Here is a 16649-nt window from a genome sequence, read left to right on the forward strand (position 1 = left end):
ATTCAAACACTTGGTGGAAGCCGCTTTAGGTGGTGATAATTAGAGGCGAGATCGCGGAGTAAATCCGCTCCTACGACATATTCAAAACCTTGGTGGAGAGCCGCTTTATGCGGCGATAATTAGAGAAAAAATCGCGGAGTAAATCCGTTCCTACGACATATTCAAGCCCTTGGTGGGAGCCGCTTTACGCGGCGATCAGTAGAAAAAAGACCCGCGCGTCAAGCGCTTTTTAAGTACTAAACAGTAAACTCTCTCGCATTGTCGTTAAGGCGATGACTAGTTTGCTCTAGCTGCTCAACAATGGCCATAAACTCATTCATCCGCTTAATTGCTTCTTTGGAAATATCACTCAGGCCATTGATATTGGTGTTAATGTCTTCTGTCACCGATAACTGTTCCTGAGAGGCTGTAGCAACACCTTGAGTCAAGTCTTTGATTTTACTTACAGCTTCAAATATGCTGTCGAGCACTTCGGAAGATACCATCACCTGCTCTTCCGTCGCTTGCACTTGATGCTGACTCTGCTGAATGGCGGTATTCGCACTCCCCGCTTTGGTTTGCAGCTGGTTGATGATATCACGAATCTCTTCTGTGGATTTTTGGGTTCTTTGTGCAAGGGTTCTTACTTCATCTGCAACAACAGCAAAGCCACGACCTTGCTCTCCTGCTCTTGCCGCTTCGATGGCAGCATTTAATGCGAGCAGATTAGTTTGCTCTGCAATCGCCTGGATCACGCTCACTACATTTGACACCTGATCGCTTTGCTCAGTCAACTCTGAAATAATATTAGCAGTTCTGTCAAAGCGCGCAGATAATTCGGTAAATTGTTGGCTGGTTTGCGACATCACCTCCATTCCACGCTGCGCTTCAAGTTCAACCTGATTAGCGTAGTCTGCGGTACTTACTGTACTTGAGGTGACCTCATTGAGTGTAGCAGTCATTTCTTCCGCGGCAGTAGCAATGGTTTCGAGGCGAGCGTTTTGTTCTTCGCTTATCTCTTTGTTACTACGAATAAAATGCGCCACCTCTTTGGAAGATTTTGACATCGCACCACCTGCAGAGCCGATATTAGTTACTGTGTTTTTAAAACTATTAAGCATCCGATTTACGATATTGGCTACCACCTGAATCTCAGTTGCGCCGCTTTCATCTACCGTTTTTCTAAGATCATTTGAACTACCTATCTCTTCAAATGTTCTGCCAAGTAATTCAATTGGTTTTACGATGCGGCGACGAACCAAGTACACACCGAATAAACTGAAGCATACGGTTATGACTAACATAACCATGGCCCAAAAAACATAAGACTCCACAGCACTGTGTGCTTGTATAACGTTTTGTTTAGTGCGGTTTTCCAGCTCTGTGAAAAATGATTCCACCGGTTTCATAATGTTGGCTTTATAGCGATGATAATCATCACTGTGCGTGAGGTTAACCGCTTTGGTCAAATCAGGCTCGCCTTGAATAGTGTAATTACCAGCGCTATCTTTAAATTTACCTTTTACAGCGTTCATGGCTTCAACTTCTAATGCGACGAGGCCATCGGAATTGGCTTGTGCCTCACTTAAGTAGTTGAGCTCCTTTTGGCTAAACCCTGCCGCTTTCATGGCATCGAGTAATACCTCACGCTGACCGTCTGGTTTTGGTTTCTCACCATAATTAAGCACCAGATCCCAATAAATTTTATGGTAGCCTTCAGGCCTAGGCTTTTCACCATTACGAATCGCTAATACATCCATATACATCTTTTCGTATTTATCGTTGCCAGTTACCGCATAGGTTCTGCCCAATCGTGTTAAATCGTCGGAGCTTTGTCTTAACTCGTCGGCAAGTTGGTAAGCCTTGTATCGGTTATCTGCCATTTGTTCAAAATCAAGCAAGGCGTTATACATGTTGACAACTAAAAGGGTAACGATGACGACAAAAACAACAATGCCACCGAAGATAGTGGTCATGAGGATACGGATAGAGTTTAACTTCATGATTCTAGCCTTTATTAAAGCGTTCACAATAAAGATTAGTGCAGGGGTTGAGATTCTTCTAGCATAGAATTAGGAACAAATGGAGTCGATATAATAACAGTAAGAACCAAATCAAAAGATCGCGGAGTAAATCCGCTCCTACCATATACTCAAATCCTTGGTGGGAGGTGCTTGAGGCGGCGTTCATTGGAGATAAGATCGCGGGGTGAACCCGCTCCTACCATATACTCAATTCCTTGGTGGGAGCCGCTTTAGCCGGCGATCATTAGAGATAAGATCGCGGAGTAAATCCGCTCCTACCATATCTCAAATCCTTGGTGGGAGGTGCTTTATGGGGCGATCATTAGAGACAAGATCGCGGAGTAAATCCGCTCCTACCATATACTCAACCCCTTGGTGGGAGCGGCTTTAGGCAGCGATCATTAGAGACAAGATCGCGGAGTAAATCCGCTCCTACCATATCTCAAATCCTTGGTGGGAGGTGCTTGAGGCGGCGTTCATTGGAGATAAGATCGCGGGGTGAACCCGCTCCTGCCATATACTCAATTCCTTGGTGGGAGCGGCTTTATGGGGAGATCATTAGAGACAAGATCGCGGAGTAAATCCGCTCCTACCATATCTCAAATCCTTGGTAGGAGCCGCTTTATGCGGCGATCATTAGAGACAAGATCGCGGAGTAAATCCGCTCCTACCATATACTCAATTCCTTGGTGGGAGCCGCTTTAGGCGGCGTTCATTGGAGATAAGATCGTGGGGTGAACCCGCTCCTACCACATTAAACACCGCTTAAATACTGGCAGGCATGCCCATGCAACTTGCATAATAGGTGGTCGTTGCTGGCCAATCAGAGAATACGCCGAGTACGCCAACCTCTCTGGCCAATACATCTAGCACTTTAAAGGTATCGCCATCATTATCTATCATCGTCTCACCAGACAGACTGCCGTTGATGCTTTGATAGTACCAGCCACCGCCGCTGGCTAAGTGACCAGAGCGCTCCAGTGTCCAAGTGATGATCCCAAGCCCTGCGGCTTTTGCAGCTTTGGCATAAGGTGAGGGTACGATTTCCCCTCCTTCTTCGGTTAATAACATCCACAGAGGTGGTGCGATAATGTTAACGCCATCCGCTGCAAGCTCTTCCATCGTCGGTGATAGTAGCTCTGGGTTATGCACGATTTGCTCGGCTGATACCATGGTTTCATTATCTGCTGCTTGCGCTTCGTATCTGTCGTCCAAATACACCGCCTGTGCGCCAAACTCTGGATTTTCTTTTATCCAATAGACGACATCGTCCCGATTAAATGACTGCGCCCAGACATTTTTTGGATCTACATTTGCAGCTTTATATTCGTCGATCATTTTTTGTGCGTAGGCTTTTTGTGTAAAACCGTCAAAAGGCATAGCGACAGACGGAGTCTTCAGCTCTGGTGTCATTTTCACGCCTAAACTTTTAAATAACTCAATGCTCTGGGCATGGGTCATTAAAGTGCCACGGCTCGAATATAAATCGGTGCGCCAATTTGCCGTGCCATCCATATATTCCTCTACGGTTGTCGCCATTGAGTTCGCGGCATCCATTTTACCTTTTAATGTCTTAAACTCAGCCAAAGTAATGTCGCTGGTACAACACATCGCTTGGGCTGCAATTCCATTTTCAGGATCGCCAGGTACAAATGGTGTTGTACATTTTTGGCCTAAATCCGTTGCTAAAATATTTGTTGTAGTGTGTAAATCACATTGTGAATGGCGACAAACCAGCTCTTTGTCTTTGGTAAAGGCAACGTCACACTCTAAAATCCCAGCACCCATTTTAGCCGCCGCAATATAAGATTCTTTGGTGTGTTCAGGAAACTGCATTGGCGCACCACGGTGTCCAATTGAAAAGTCTGTTTTATAAAAAGGTCCGTTAGCACACTGCTCAAGCTTGGTTTTGAGTGCACTGCCTTCCATGTCTTGAATCAAGAAATTAGGACGTGTGCCCACTTGCATAGCACTTGCGCTACCTGCAGGTACTTCCACAATTACCGGAACTTCAACGACTTTTATTTCAGTCTCTGTTGTGATCACCGGCTTTTCAACCTGTACAACCTCCACAGAATCATCATCACATGCACTTAGTAATAATGCAGCCAAGAGCGTAGAACAAACGCTTATCTTATTCATTGTAATACCATTATTATTTTAAAGAAGGTTTACGCTAGACGCTTTGCATTACGATTACGGGAACAAATCATGATTTTTTGATTACATATTTTTAACCAAATATAACTCCCCTGACTGGATAATAGTTGTGTAATTTGAATATAAAGAAAAAGAGCCTGCGCTTACAGACTCTTTGATGCGAGATAATTATCTTAATGATTAATTAACTATTTGGCCTCTTAACTCACCACCTGGATTTGCTGGTGTGTGCACATTTACATAGTGACCACCGCCTGCCAGAATCGCAAATATTTCCGCTGTCAGTGCTGCATTGGCTGGAGCCATCCAACGATTGGCATCACTACTATCTTGCATTAATGCCAGTAACACAGGGCCGTTTTCACCAGCAATACCTGTATGTATGTGCGCAGCGGTTGCATCGGCAACACCTGAAGTGAGGACTTGTAATTCAAGGCCGAAGCCGTTTCGATTTACCAAAGCATATCCACTGCCAGTGGCTGTGGTTGTAACGGCTGGGACTTCTTGCTCGCCACTCAATGGAAAGGCTACCAACGTGTAGTTGTCAGTGAGGATCTGACCACGGAGTTCACCACTCGGATTTGCTGGTGTATGCACATTAACATAGTGACCGCCTGATGCGAGCACTGCAAAAATCTCGGCATTGATCATGGTGTTGTCTGGCGTCATCCATACATTCATATTATCGGTGCTTTGTTCAAGGCCAACTAAAACATCACCATTCATGCCGATCCGACCAGTATGAATATGTGCTGCCGTTGCATCTTCAACACCCATTGTCACTACACGAAGTTCGACTTCATAATCGTTCATGTTAACCAATGCGTAGCCGTCCCCTGACGCCATTGTCGATACCGCCGGAACCTCTTGCTGACCTGAAAGCGCAAATGTAGCGAGCGCATAGTTGCTGGTAAGAATTTGGCCACGTAGCTCACCACTAGGATTGCTAGGAGTATGGACGTTAACATAGTGACCGCCTGATGCGAGTACTGCAAAAATTTCGGCATTGATCATGGTGTTGTCTGGCGTCATCCATACATTCATATCATCGGTGCTTTGCTCAAGGCCAACTAAAACATCACCATTCATGCCGATCCGACCGGTATGAATATGTGCCGCCGTTGCATCTTCAACACCGCTAGTGACAACTCTGAGCTCTACTTCATAGTTATCAGTGTTAACAAGGGCATAGCCGTCCCCTGACGCCATTGTCGATACCGCCGGCACTTCCTGTTTGCCGGATAAGTCAAATGTCGCAACTGCGTAATTGTCCGTCAGGATTTGGCCGCGGATCTCACCGTTTGGCATCTCTGGCGTATGAACATTGACGTAGTGTCCACCCGAGAGCAAAACATTCAACGTCGCTTCGTCGATCATCGTGTCATCTGGCGTTACCCAGTCCGTCATTACTTCGTCGTCCTGCTCTAACATCACTAGCACATCGCCGTTCATGCCAATGCGGCCTGTGTGAATATGTGCAGCGGTGGCATCATCAACATCCATAGTGACCGCGCGAAGATAAAGCTCACCATCGGCGCTGTCGTAGGAAGCATAACCATACCCCATGGCACTACTTTCATTCATTGGTACCTGTTGTGAGCCATCTAATTTGAACGTGATCACGCTTACCGTGTCAGGCACAATCTGAGCGCGTAACTCGCCGTTTGGAAAGGCTTCGGTGTGTAAATTTATATACCAATCACCGTCCAGCATATCCTCAATTAGATCCTCAGACAGATCTGTGATTGGAATACTCACCATATTGTCATCTGATACTTCAAAGGCGAATGCCACATCGCCATTTTCCCCCAAATCACCATCGTGAATATGTGCAGCACTAAAACCTTCGACGTTGCTGTAGTCGAGTGTTGCTCTGAATTGCATCAGATTTTCATCAAGCTCAACTGTTGCAGAAGCGGTTTGCATTGACGTATTCATCGGCACTTCTTGCTTTCCAGATAACATCAATTCAAAGGTCTTAGTCGCTGAAAACTCTTGGGCTGGTGGCGGAGGTGTAACAGTATCGTTATCGTCGTTGTCGCTACATGCCATAAGAAGCATGAAACTGGCACTTACTATAAACTTTTTCATTATACTCATCCTGTCGACTCGATTAAAAAGAATGACTTTTGTCATCCATAGCTAACCCTTACGAACAGAGCTGAATAAAAGTTCATCAAACTTGCAAAATTATTGTAAATATTTTACCTGTACCTAATAGCAATATTCACTAGACGGGATTCTGGCGAGCAAAGCATCCATTTAATTGTAAAATGGATGCATTTTTTTATTTATGTAGTTTTATTTGAACTGAGTTTTTACAAAAAGTTAGCAAACTGATTTTTCCGAGTTCAGGCTATTGAGTAACCACACGCTTTCAACTGCCTCATCGAGTCCTTTCAACCCTCCCATGACCAATTGACGTGCTTGTAGCTCAATTTTGTGGCTATTACCGTAATAGCTTGTGACCATGTCTGCTGAAACAGAAAATGGAGGCCCCTCCATTTGCGATTGCTCGTATTCAAAACAGATTAACAGCTGTGATGCTGCATTCGTGATAGCGTTGAGATGCTCACTATATTTGCGGCGCATAGCTTCAGGTAAAGCGACTAATGCTGCTCGGTCATAGATAGCATCAATATTTTCAAGTTCAGCTTTGGTAATCGTAAAGAAGTCTCCAACGTAAATCGTTAGATTTGTGGCTCGGTAAAGGGTAAACGCTCCTTCACGGCTGATATTAGGTTTCACTTTTAGCGCTTCAAACAATGCTGTAATTGCGGGTTCGTATAACTCTACGCCAATCACATGATGGCCCTTTCCTAAGAAATAAAATATGTCATGTGTCTTGCCACATAGTGGCAATAACACCCTGCTATTTTCTTTTAGGTTTAAAAGCTCACCGTACTTTAGCAGCATTCGGTTTACTTGCCCTTCATGAAAACCAGTTTGTTCGCTTTCCCATAACTCTTGCCAAAACTCTGCTTTCATACTTTGTCTCCCATTTATTAGTGTGCCGATGAATACTAATTCCTCAAGTCAACTTTAGGTCAAGTAGGTAGGGTGAATTTCCACGACATTAAGTTTGAAGACAATTTTTACAATCGCAGATTATAGGATGCCAAAAGCAATAGCTATTTGGTGACAGAAGTGCAATATGCGAAGCCTTATTGGTGATCGGTAATGAAATTTCCGGCCCAATTGCGGTATGATAATTAGCTGAAAAATAAACCATTCACATTATGTCGCAGTGGGAAACGTTCTTGATGAAAAGATCGCGGGGTGAACCCGCTCCCACAATATATTCAAGCCTTTGGTGGGAGCCATTTTATGCGGCGATTATTGGGGAAAAGATCGCGGGATAAACCCGCTCCCACAATATATTCAAGATATTCAAGCCCTTGGTAGGAGGCGCTTTACGCGCCGAGCACTAGAGATAGGAGTGCAGGTAAACCCGCACCTACCAAAAAATTGGTGGGAGCCGCTTTATGCGGCGATATTTAAGTTAGTCTGACAGCCCTTTAACCGTGTTTGTGAGATTTTCTGCACCTTGTTTTATTTCATCCATCACTTTATTCACTTCATCGATCTGCGCAAGGCCAAGCTCTGTACTTTCAGACACAGTATTCATCAATGCGGTGGCTTCTTTGGTTAGCACTTCATTCTGATTGACCACTTCATTAATTTCGTTGGTTGATTGCGAAGTACGAGCAGCTAGGCTTCTTACTTCATCGGCTACCACTGCAAATCCCCTTCCCTGCTCACCCGCTCTTGCGGCCTCTATCGCTGCATTTAACGCCAGTAAATTAGTTTGCTCCGCAATTGCGCTAATGGTAGAGACAATTGCAGAGATCCCTTTTGACTGTTCATTAAGTTTTGAGATTGCGGCCATCGCATTTTGCACTTGATTAGAAATAAGCCCTGAAGTACTGACTGACTCTTGCAATAATGAACTCGCACGAGCGGCTATCTGCTCAGTTTGTTCTGCAGTTACTTGTGCAATTTCAGCTACTTTTGCCACCTGATGAGCCTTTTGCACACGAGATGTTATATTCGTTGCAAACTTTATGACTTTGATTACTTTGCCGTGCTCATTGAAAATAGGATTATACGTTGCTTCTATCCATATATTCTCACCGGATTTACTTAGACGGAGAAACTGCCCACTTTTGTACTGACCCTTTGCCAACTCTTGCCAAAAATGTGGATGCTCTTTGTAAAAGCGATCGTCACAGAAAATTCGATGATGCTGGCCTTTAATCTCACTTAGCTTGTAACCCACTGTTGCAGTGAAATTTTGATTCGCATCTAAAATCACTCCCTCAGGCGTAAACTCTATTGTTGCCATGGATTTATTTAGCGCGTTGGCTATCGCTTCTTGTGCTTTTATCGTGAGTTTTTCTGCTGTGATGTCACTCGCAATTTTCACGATACGAGTGACTTTGCCATTCTCTTCAACTGGGAAGTAGGTAGCATCGAGCCAAACCACTTCTCCTTTTTTATTAACACGCTCAAAATTGCCAAACTGAGCTTGGCCGCGCTTAAGGTTAGCCCAAAAACTGCGATATTCTGACGAATTTACGTAGTCCTTATGACAAAAAATACGATGATGCTGCCCTATCACTTCAGCTTCGGTGTAGCCCACCACAGCGAGAAAGTGTTGATTGACAGCAGCAATCTGACCATCAGGTGTAAACTCAATTTTCGCGACCGCCTCATCAATAGCAGAAAGTAATGCCCGAGCACGGTTAAGTTCAGCGGTCAAATTTTCAACTTCTTGATCTGGCTTTCGAAAAAAGTTCATAAGCTATTCCATAACAAACAATGTGCATGACTGCATTATTAGCATAGTTTTGATAATAAAGTATGAAATATAGATAAGAAAATGAATTTTAGCGAACTAGCATGCTCACCAACATGAAAACAGCCACGCTGTTTTATCAAGCAGCGTGGCTTGCTCTTAGCCTAGATTAGGGCCTGTTTACCTTTCAAGTTTGTTTTTGCAGCAGTTTGATTGGTATGTGTAAAAGGCAGAGCCTGCGCAGCATAGTTATTCTATGTGAGTCAGGCGAGAACACAGTAGAAATACTAATCAAGCGCAGCCCTTTGAGTTCACCTGAGTGCGCTTTGTTCATTGTTGCTCAACTTTTGCCTAGATCACTAGGCGGCAAGTCGAGCGTCGCGACCAAAACACACTCAGGAGAACAAAAATCAAACAGCAAAGATCAACAGGCCCTAATTAATCTGCCACCCGAACTGCTATTTTTGCACCGTTAAACGGTAATCACCAGCACCGCTGTATGAGTAAACCAAGATGCGGTAATAACCTGAATTTGCCTTATAGTTAATTGACTCTTGTGAGGTTGGCGCCTCCGAAATGGCAACTTGCTGCCATGAACCACCTCGCCAAGCTTCGAGTTTTAAATCAAAATCTGCACTTGAGGGTCCCTCTAAAGTCAGTGCGATTGTGCCACCGCCGTACTGAAACCAACTGCCGTCAGGTTGTATGGCTTGTTGCTTGTCCGCTAAGTACCCAGTATACACATCTCCCGAGGGTGGTGGGGTTGTACTGCCGCTCACCGTAAACTGGATTTCTACAGCGGGATCAGAAATATTGCTAATGGACAAGCCTGAGTCGCTTCCATTCCACCATAACGCATTTGTCCCTTTGCTATTCAACGCATTTGGCAGCGTTGCACTAAACTCTCCTGCTACATCAAATAAATCACTATTATCCCCACGATTTCGGCCATTTTCGGGATCTCGCTTGGCATCACCATGCTCCATTTGGATATACGGATGCCATTCATTCGAGTTATTACCCGCAGTGTCAACGTGCCAAATAGCCAAACCTGAATCGAGTTGCTCTGAGTTCTGTCCCGATTGATGGATCGCCTCAATGTAAAAGGCTTCATTCGCGTTACTTGGATTGGTCCATTTATACGAGCTATTAGCGCCTGAAATATGGCTGAGTCTTCCCGTTGGGGCATTGGCATTTATGGCAGGATTAAGTTCAGTTACTGTATCCCAACCGGCTATGGCTCTGAAATGTGCAACAGGTGGTGTCGGCTTGAACCGATTGGAAGCGCCAATCGCGCCGAACCCCATAACGCCAAAACTTGCAACTGAGCCCTCTGAGCTGCCGTCATAATCATAAAGATCGGGCCAATTTGTAATTAAGTGACCAGACTCATGTACAAAGGTACCAATTGCAAGGCTATTTCCCATATCGGTGATTTGATAACGATCGGTACACACGCCATCAGCACAAAAACGTGGACTGAGTCTTGCCATATGTGGCCATAAACCTTTAGACCAAGCACTATCAGAGTTGCCAGCATAAAAAATATTTAACCCACGGATCTGCCCGCTACTATTTGTAGTCAGCGAGCTAAAATCGAATCCCTGCTGAAATTCAAGCCAATTTAGCGCTTCTTTTATGAGTTCTTGCGAGCGTACCGTTGAGCTTAATGTGCTATCCGCATAATACGCTTTGTTTTTCTTGGCAGTGTAATAAGCTGTTACTGTATTGGTATAGTCAAGCTTGCCGCCAGAAACCGAAGAAAAATACCCTCTTACTGACTGCGCGTTACCAAATTCATTGTAATTTTGGTCATTTAAAAAACGCTCAACTTGCGCTTTTGTGATTGTGCCGCGCTCATCAGGGAAATCAATGATGATGGTTAACCCTTTTACTTGACCGCTGATCTCAGCATTCAACGCTGTTGTATTATCACTACGCTCAAACTGATGCGTATGTATCAAGTCGACTGATGTTTGGTTTTGACCCAACATTACCTGCTGCGCCGCTTTTACCTTTTTTGCAATAGCAGTTGAGGATAGTCCTTGCTGCATAGCGTTTACTGAGTGACGTTGTATGCCTTGCTTGTTGCGTTTGGTCACAAGCTTACCTGTTGATATAAGCTGTTCCCCATCGGCTGATACCTCTGCGTAAGCCATGCCTTTGAGCGAGGCATCATACACCACAAGCTCGCCGTCAGGTGTACGCTGCTGAGCAAAGTACGTATTGCCATTAAGAATAAGAGTGATCACCTCACCACTTGGTTGGGTAAATTGGTACTGTTCGTTTTTATAAGGTATAGCCGCGTTTACCGCGACACTGGTTGCCAATAATGATGTTGCGATAATCGCTGATGTAAATTTCATTTTTCCTTTCCTAGCTTACATGTTGTACAATTCATTAACATACAGAAGAGATACAAAATTGCAACAACTACTGAACCATTTAAGGTACAAATATCACCAAATAGATAAATAACAAATAGTTACAGTGATTACTATTCAATCATTTTAGAAGCATTTATATTTCAAAGTGAGCAAAAAAAGTCCGTTTAAACTATTTTTTTCAATTTTTAGTTTACAAGTACTAAACATTACATTAGCATTGGTCTCGTTCCTTTGGGGCTGCACCTTTTTACCTGCGTATTTAGGCGTGCCTAAAGTCACAATTGAACTCCCGAGAAGTAGAGCTTGCCGACTAGGATGTTGGCATTATTGGGATTTCCTTGGCACAGCTTGTTGCTATTGGAGTTTTTATGCAGGCCAGATGGCCTGCTTTTTTTTGTCTAAAATTCGCTTTTGACCAATTGCCGAGTGCAACTCAACTGGATAAACTCAAAGCACATGTTCCTGATTTGATGTAAACCATGCCGGCACCACGTAAACCCATTTCAGTATTAGTCGTAATATACAACGAGCATAATGAGTTTTTGCTATTACAAAGGGCGGATGACAAACACTTTTGGCAATCAGTAACTGGGGGAGTAGATCCCGGTGAAACTCCAATCGCTACCGCGTATAGAGAGTTAAAAGAAGAGACCGGCATTGACGCCAAAGCGCTTGGGCTCACTATCCAGTCGCATAATAAAACAAATCAATACACGATAAGACCGCAGTGGCTTCATCGCTATGAGCCGGGTGTTACCATTAATACCGAGCATGTTTTTAGTGTTCAAGTGCCATCAGGGATCAATGTGGTACTTGCTGAAGATGAACATACAGATTTTATTTGGCTTAACAAAAAAGACGCTTGTGAACGAGTCTGGTCCCCAAGCAATCGACAGGAAATAGAACGCATAGGAGTATGATTGAGCTATGTTTACATCATTAGGATCTTTACAAACACCATGTTTAGTTGTTGATAAAATTACCTTTTTGCATAACCTTTCGCGCATGGAAAAGCATCTAGATGCTTTTAATGTAACCCTTCGCCCACATTTGAAAACGGTAAAATCCATTGCAGCCGCAAGCTATATCTTGGCCGACAAACAAGCGGGATGTACGGTTTCCACTCTAAAAGAAGCAGAAACATTTGCAGCGGAAGGTTACACCAACATCACCTACGCAGTGGGGATAACAGAGGATAAGTTACAACGTGTTTTAGCCCTTATCAACCAAGGTGTCAATCTAACCATACTGCTAGACAGTATGGAACAAGCCATGTTTGTCTCCCAGTTTTGCTCGGAAAATGAATGCACGATTCCATGCTTGATAGAAATAGACTGCGACGGACATCGCGCAGGACTTAGCCCTAAAAACAAAGAAATCGTAACCATCGCAACCATACTGGAAAGCAGTGGTTTATATCTGGGTTTACTAACGCATGCCGGTGGCTCATACGCGTGTAGCACGGCCGAGCAGCTAATACTGTTTGCTGAGAAAGAGCGCTCAGCAGTTGTGGCAGCCGCGTCCATGCTGGAAGAGGCTGGGATCACCACAACAGTGCTGAGTATTGGCTCTACCCCAACAGCACTGTCAACGCAAAACCTAGATGGGATCACTGAAGTGCGAGCCGGGGTCTATACATTCTTTGACCTTGTTATGGCTGGTATCGGCATATGTGACATCGAAGATATTGCACTAAGCGTGCTAACGCGTGTCACGGGTATCAAGCGTAGTGAAAATAAGCTCTTTATAGATGCTGGCTGGATGGCGCTTTCAAGAGACAGAGGTACCGCGAGTCAAGCGTTTGATTGTGGCTATGGCCTCGTTTGTGACCAAGCAGGTAATTTGCTGCCGGGGCTCAAAGTAACCTCAGCAAATCAAGAGCATGGCGTTATTGAATGTGAACCCGGCTTCACCTTACCAGACATGAAACATGGTGACCTACTACGTATTTTACCGAATCATGCATGTGCAACAGCCGCCCAGCACTCGGGCTATCATGTGTTAAGTCATGATGACATCGAATTTTGGCCAAGATTTGGGGGATGGTAGGTTCGTATTATCACCGCCACGGATCAGAGATATTTATAGCAATTCAGTCTAAGCCTAATTGAACTATGTAGCGCGCTATAACGTCTTGAATAAACTGGTGTTCCTGAGCTGGCAAATAGTTAACATGGGCCTGTAGAAACGCTTTGGTATCATAATTGCTGAGAAGTATCTGATTTATTCTCTCTAACAGTTGCCTACTTACTTGTGTCTTATTACACATCACATGCCCTAAAATAAACCGAGGTGAGTCCGCTATCAAATAGGACTCATATTTATCTTGGTTGCTCTTGGCATATCGCATCACTTCAACCGGATAACTCAGCAAAAAATCCACGCGTTTCAACTCAAACATCCTATGTACGGTCTCATAATGATTACTACCACCTCGTACCGCTTTATTTGTACTATCCAATTGTGCTAATTGCTTATCTAAAAAAGGTCCATATGATAAGTCGTCAGCAATTACTATCAGCTTGTTCCTGTATATATTAAACAAATGCATAAGTGAGACAACACTTCCCTCTTTATTAAGTACTTCCTTAGATAATGGTGGTGAATCAGCATGTTTATATAAACGTCTACTGATATAAAAATTTACTGGCAAGCTGAATAGAAAGTTTTTTTCGCGATAAGTAGTTTTTACTTTGTTAAGAGTGCAAATAGCTGATTTATCTTGCTTTAGCATTGAGCGTAACGTCCGTTTATAACTTGCGCCGAGAAACTCAATGTTTGAGAGGTTTAACTGTTCAAATAGTATTTTGTTGGTTGCGCCAGCAATATTTTCAGGTTTAGCTTTTTGCGTCAAAATAGCGAGGTCTTCTTCATCATCCAAAAATATCTGAATCGTTGTTGCATCAACATTAGCAGTGACAGCTAAGCAAAAAACGACAAATAGGTACCTCAGAAAATTCATATACATCATTCAATTACCTGGTAAACAAAAGGATTCCTGAGCCTAATACCTCCCTCTCTAAATTTAGTTGAGGATTTTACGATTGTAAAATCCATACCTTCCGCCAACTCACAAGAACATTATATTGAATATTGTATACTTTAATCCTATGTTAAATAGGCTTGTAAATTAGCAAGCTTATTTAATAAGGATACAACTGTGAAAAAGATATATTTGAGAAGAGCGCGCTGTTATGCGCTTCTATTACTATTAACGGCAGGTCCGGCAAGTGCAGCTCAACTCACTGACACCTGTAAATCCTCAGCCCCATTTACTGGAAGAGAAATTGTCAATAAGCAACCTATTTGCCTTCCGAGTGGCGCTCGAACTTACTTAAGTATTCCAGGTACAAATAGTGTAAATAGTTTGGCAATTACCACTGGACATGGCTCAGGAAATCTTAATTTATATTCAAAAAATGGGGGGTGGCCAAAACTGGACGGTAGCGATCCAAATTCAAAAAGAAACGGTAATAGCGAATGTATCGTGCTTAAGAACTTAAACCAATATTGGACTTACATTACGTTAGATGGGGCCAGTCAAGGTGCCTCATTGGTCGTTGATTTAGGTGCAACCTCATGCCGTAACTTAGGTTCTACTCCACCACCTGGAGATAATGATGGTTATCCTTTAAATTATGCCAACATCAAAGTGTTTAGATTTCAATTTAGCGATGCGCAACTTAACTGGAATTCAATGCAGCGTGATTTAGCTGACGCTGCAACATATTACACGGACCAATCTTACGGTAAATTTAACCTCACATATGATACATCGGTACCAATAATTAATATTAATCGACCCAAAAGTGACTTTGACAGTGACTTTCACGGTTGGACAGCTGAATGGAAGAAGCATGTTAAAGCAAACGGCGTTGACCCGGAAAACCCTGGAACTGGTAATGTGGTAATGATGGTTGCCCCTCAAGTTGGTAACTTCAATTCCAGCGCAGCTCCTCCTTCAATCAGTTTATATCACCACACATCAGGCGTGGTGGCGCATGAGTTAGGACATGCACTTGGGCTACGTCATGCTAAAGCGCTAGAAGCTGGCTCTGGTAGAGTCATTGGCGATCATGATTATGCAAAGGAAAGTTTAAACTATGGTAACGTATATAGCATGATGGGAATGGGCGCTCATTCTTTAGAAGAATATAACTTACTGTACAAAAAGTATTTCGGTTGGGTAAGCGAATCAGAAGTCCCACTCATTACCTCATCGGGAACATATCGCATTTATGCATTTGACCACGGGCGCAATGATCAAGGATATATCGGATTAAAGCTAAAATCGGGTAACGGCTTATATACGTATTGGTTAGAGTATAGAACCACAAATGCGCGATATCCAAATACCAAAAACGGCATACTCATCAATTTAGAAGGCTACTTCGAAAATGAGCAAGATCCACGTTTTTGGAAAACGACCTCTTACCTCTTAGATATGACTCCAGGGTCAAAAACACCAGGCTGGTGGGGTGACGACCAAACCGATTCGGAGCTAACAATCGGAAATTCATATACCGATCATTGGGGAGGATTCAAAATCACCCCTACATCAAAGGGCGGAGCAGAAAATAGCGCTACCGCATGGATAGAAATAAAAGTAGAACTACTTTAATAAAGTAAGTAACGATGGCTATCGTTTGAGGATGATTGCCATCGCTATACCTCTGAGTGAATTTATTTATAGCAGATCTTATTACGGATCTATATATATCATATCAATGACCTCAGCCATTATATTTTTTCTTTCTCTAACATTGCGCTTATTTAACTTTCTTCCTTCACCTACTCTATCACTGGCTACAGCAACGAGCATATAAAGCGCTTTACTATGTTCAGCAACCGATTCTCTTCGTATCATTTGAGGCACTTTGGGAATATACTGCGACTTGATGTCTGCAAAGTGCGCAAACACTGCAACCAAATCTTCCTGCTTTGGGTAGCTCTTATCTGCGCACCAACACACTAGAGTAACATTAAGATTTTTTGAATAAAAATGCCCCCAATTTAGTTCAATATTTTGGGCTTTTAATAATGGATGAACCAAGTGTAAGGAAACTCCATCTACAAGTAGTTTTACTAAGTAAAACGAATCTAGTTGCAACTGATTGTCGACGATAAATGAGTCTATCGCTTTTCCTTCTTTATCTATTAATTCAACTAAAACTCCTGAATAAGCCCGATCAGACGTTAAATATATCTTAAAGGGCACCAGTAGGCTGGCACCAATCAGTGCACAGCCAATGAGCAGCGCTATAGCTAATTTCCTAAAAGGACGCTCCAATTTCATTTCCT

Annotated in this window: 12 protein-coding genes; 4 read left to right on the top strand and 8 right to left on the bottom strand. The window is 43.3% G+C overall.

The window, feature by feature from the left end; genetic code table 11:
• Positions 1-236: 236 nt before the first annotated feature.
• The 5 genes from DRB05_RS06665 to DRB05_RS06685 form a co-directional block, all read right to left on the bottom strand.
• The gene (locus DRB05_RS06665; RefSeq protein ID WP_128726240.1) at positions 237-1982 is read right to left on the bottom strand and encodes a methyl-accepting chemotaxis protein; all 1746 of its coding nucleotides are present in this window, start codon (positions 1980-1982) and stop codon (positions 237-239) included.
• Positions 1983-2768: 786 nt separating this feature from the next.
• Positions 2769-4145 carry a glycerophosphodiester phosphodiesterase family protein gene (locus DRB05_RS06670; protein ID WP_128726241.1) on the bottom strand — a complete coding sequence of 459 codons (1377 nt, stop codon included), beginning with the start codon at positions 4143-4145 and terminating at the stop codon, positions 2769-2771.
• Positions 4146-4343: 198 nt separating this feature from the next.
• Positions 4344-6254 (bottom strand): CHRD domain-containing protein, encoded by a 1911-nt coding sequence (locus DRB05_RS06675; protein ID WP_128726242.1) that lies wholly within the window; start codon positions 6252-6254, stop codon positions 4344-4346.
• Between the two features lie 237 nt (positions 6255-6491).
• Entirely contained in the window at positions 6492-7151 is a 660-nt protein-coding gene (tmpT, locus tag DRB05_RS06680; protein WP_128726243.1) for a thiopurine S-methyltransferase, read from the bottom strand.
• 514 nt (positions 7152-7665) lie between these two features.
• A complete protein-coding gene (locus tag DRB05_RS06685; RefSeq protein WP_128726244.1) occupies positions 7666-8964 on the bottom strand; it encodes a PAS domain-containing methyl-accepting chemotaxis protein in 1299 nt (432 codons plus the stop codon).
• Between the two features lie 281 nt (positions 8965-9245).
• Here DRB05_RS06685 and DRB05_RS23125 point away from each other — a divergent pair, with 281 nt between their 5' ends.
• Entirely contained in the window at positions 9246-9437 is a 192-nt protein-coding gene (locus DRB05_RS23125; RefSeq protein ID WP_128726258.1) for a hypothetical protein, read from the top strand.
• Here DRB05_RS23125 and DRB05_RS06695 read toward each other — a convergent pair.
• Positions 9420-11327: a M6 family metalloprotease domain-containing protein gene (locus DRB05_RS06695; protein WP_128726245.1), complete on the bottom strand. Its 1908-nt coding sequence runs from the start codon at positions 11325-11327 to the stop codon at positions 9420-9422. The genes DRB05_RS23125 and DRB05_RS06695 overlap by 18 nt on opposite strands.
• Before the next feature lie 500 nt (positions 11328-11827).
• Between DRB05_RS06695 and nudB the strand changes: the two genes are divergently transcribed.
• Both nudB and DRB05_RS06710 read left to right on the top strand, forming a co-directional pair.
• Positions 11828-12268, top strand: a complete 441-nt coding sequence (nudB, locus tag DRB05_RS06705; protein ID WP_128726246.1) for a dihydroneopterin triphosphate diphosphatase — start codon at positions 11828-11830, stop codon at positions 12266-12268.
• Between the two features lie 7 nt (positions 12269-12275).
• Positions 12276-13397, top strand: coding sequence for an alanine racemase (locus DRB05_RS06710; RefSeq protein ID WP_128726247.1), 1122 nt, complete (start codon positions 12276-12278; stop codon positions 13395-13397).
• Positions 13398-13440: 43 nt separating this feature from the next.
• Here the strand turns inward: DRB05_RS06710 and DRB05_RS06715 are convergent, their stop codons facing one another.
• Positions 13441-14319: a hypothetical protein gene (locus tag DRB05_RS06715; protein WP_128726248.1), complete on the bottom strand. Its 879-nt coding sequence runs from the start codon at positions 14317-14319 to the stop codon at positions 13441-13443.
• 189 nt (positions 14320-14508) lie between these two features.
• On the opposite strand from DRB05_RS06715, the gene DRB05_RS06720 reads away from it, so the two are divergent.
• A complete protein-coding gene (locus DRB05_RS06720) occupies positions 14509-15969 on the top strand; it encodes a pre-peptidase C-terminal domain-containing protein (RefSeq protein WP_128726249.1) in 1461 nt (486 codons plus the stop codon).
• A gap of 81 nt (positions 15970-16050) precedes the next feature.
• Here the strand turns inward: DRB05_RS06720 and DRB05_RS06725 are convergent, their stop codons facing one another.
• Positions 16051-16644 (bottom strand): hypothetical protein, encoded by a 594-nt coding sequence (locus DRB05_RS06725; protein ID WP_128726250.1) that lies wholly within the window; start codon positions 16642-16644, stop codon positions 16051-16053.
• Between the last annotated feature and the right edge of the window lie 5 nt (positions 16645-16649).

Origin of the sequence: Pseudoalteromonas sp. A757, from assembly GCF_004103285.1 — a bacterium.
In the GTDB taxonomy this organism is placed as follows: Bacteria; Pseudomonadota; Gammaproteobacteria; order Enterobacterales; family Alteromonadaceae; genus Pseudoalteromonas; species Pseudoalteromonas galatheae.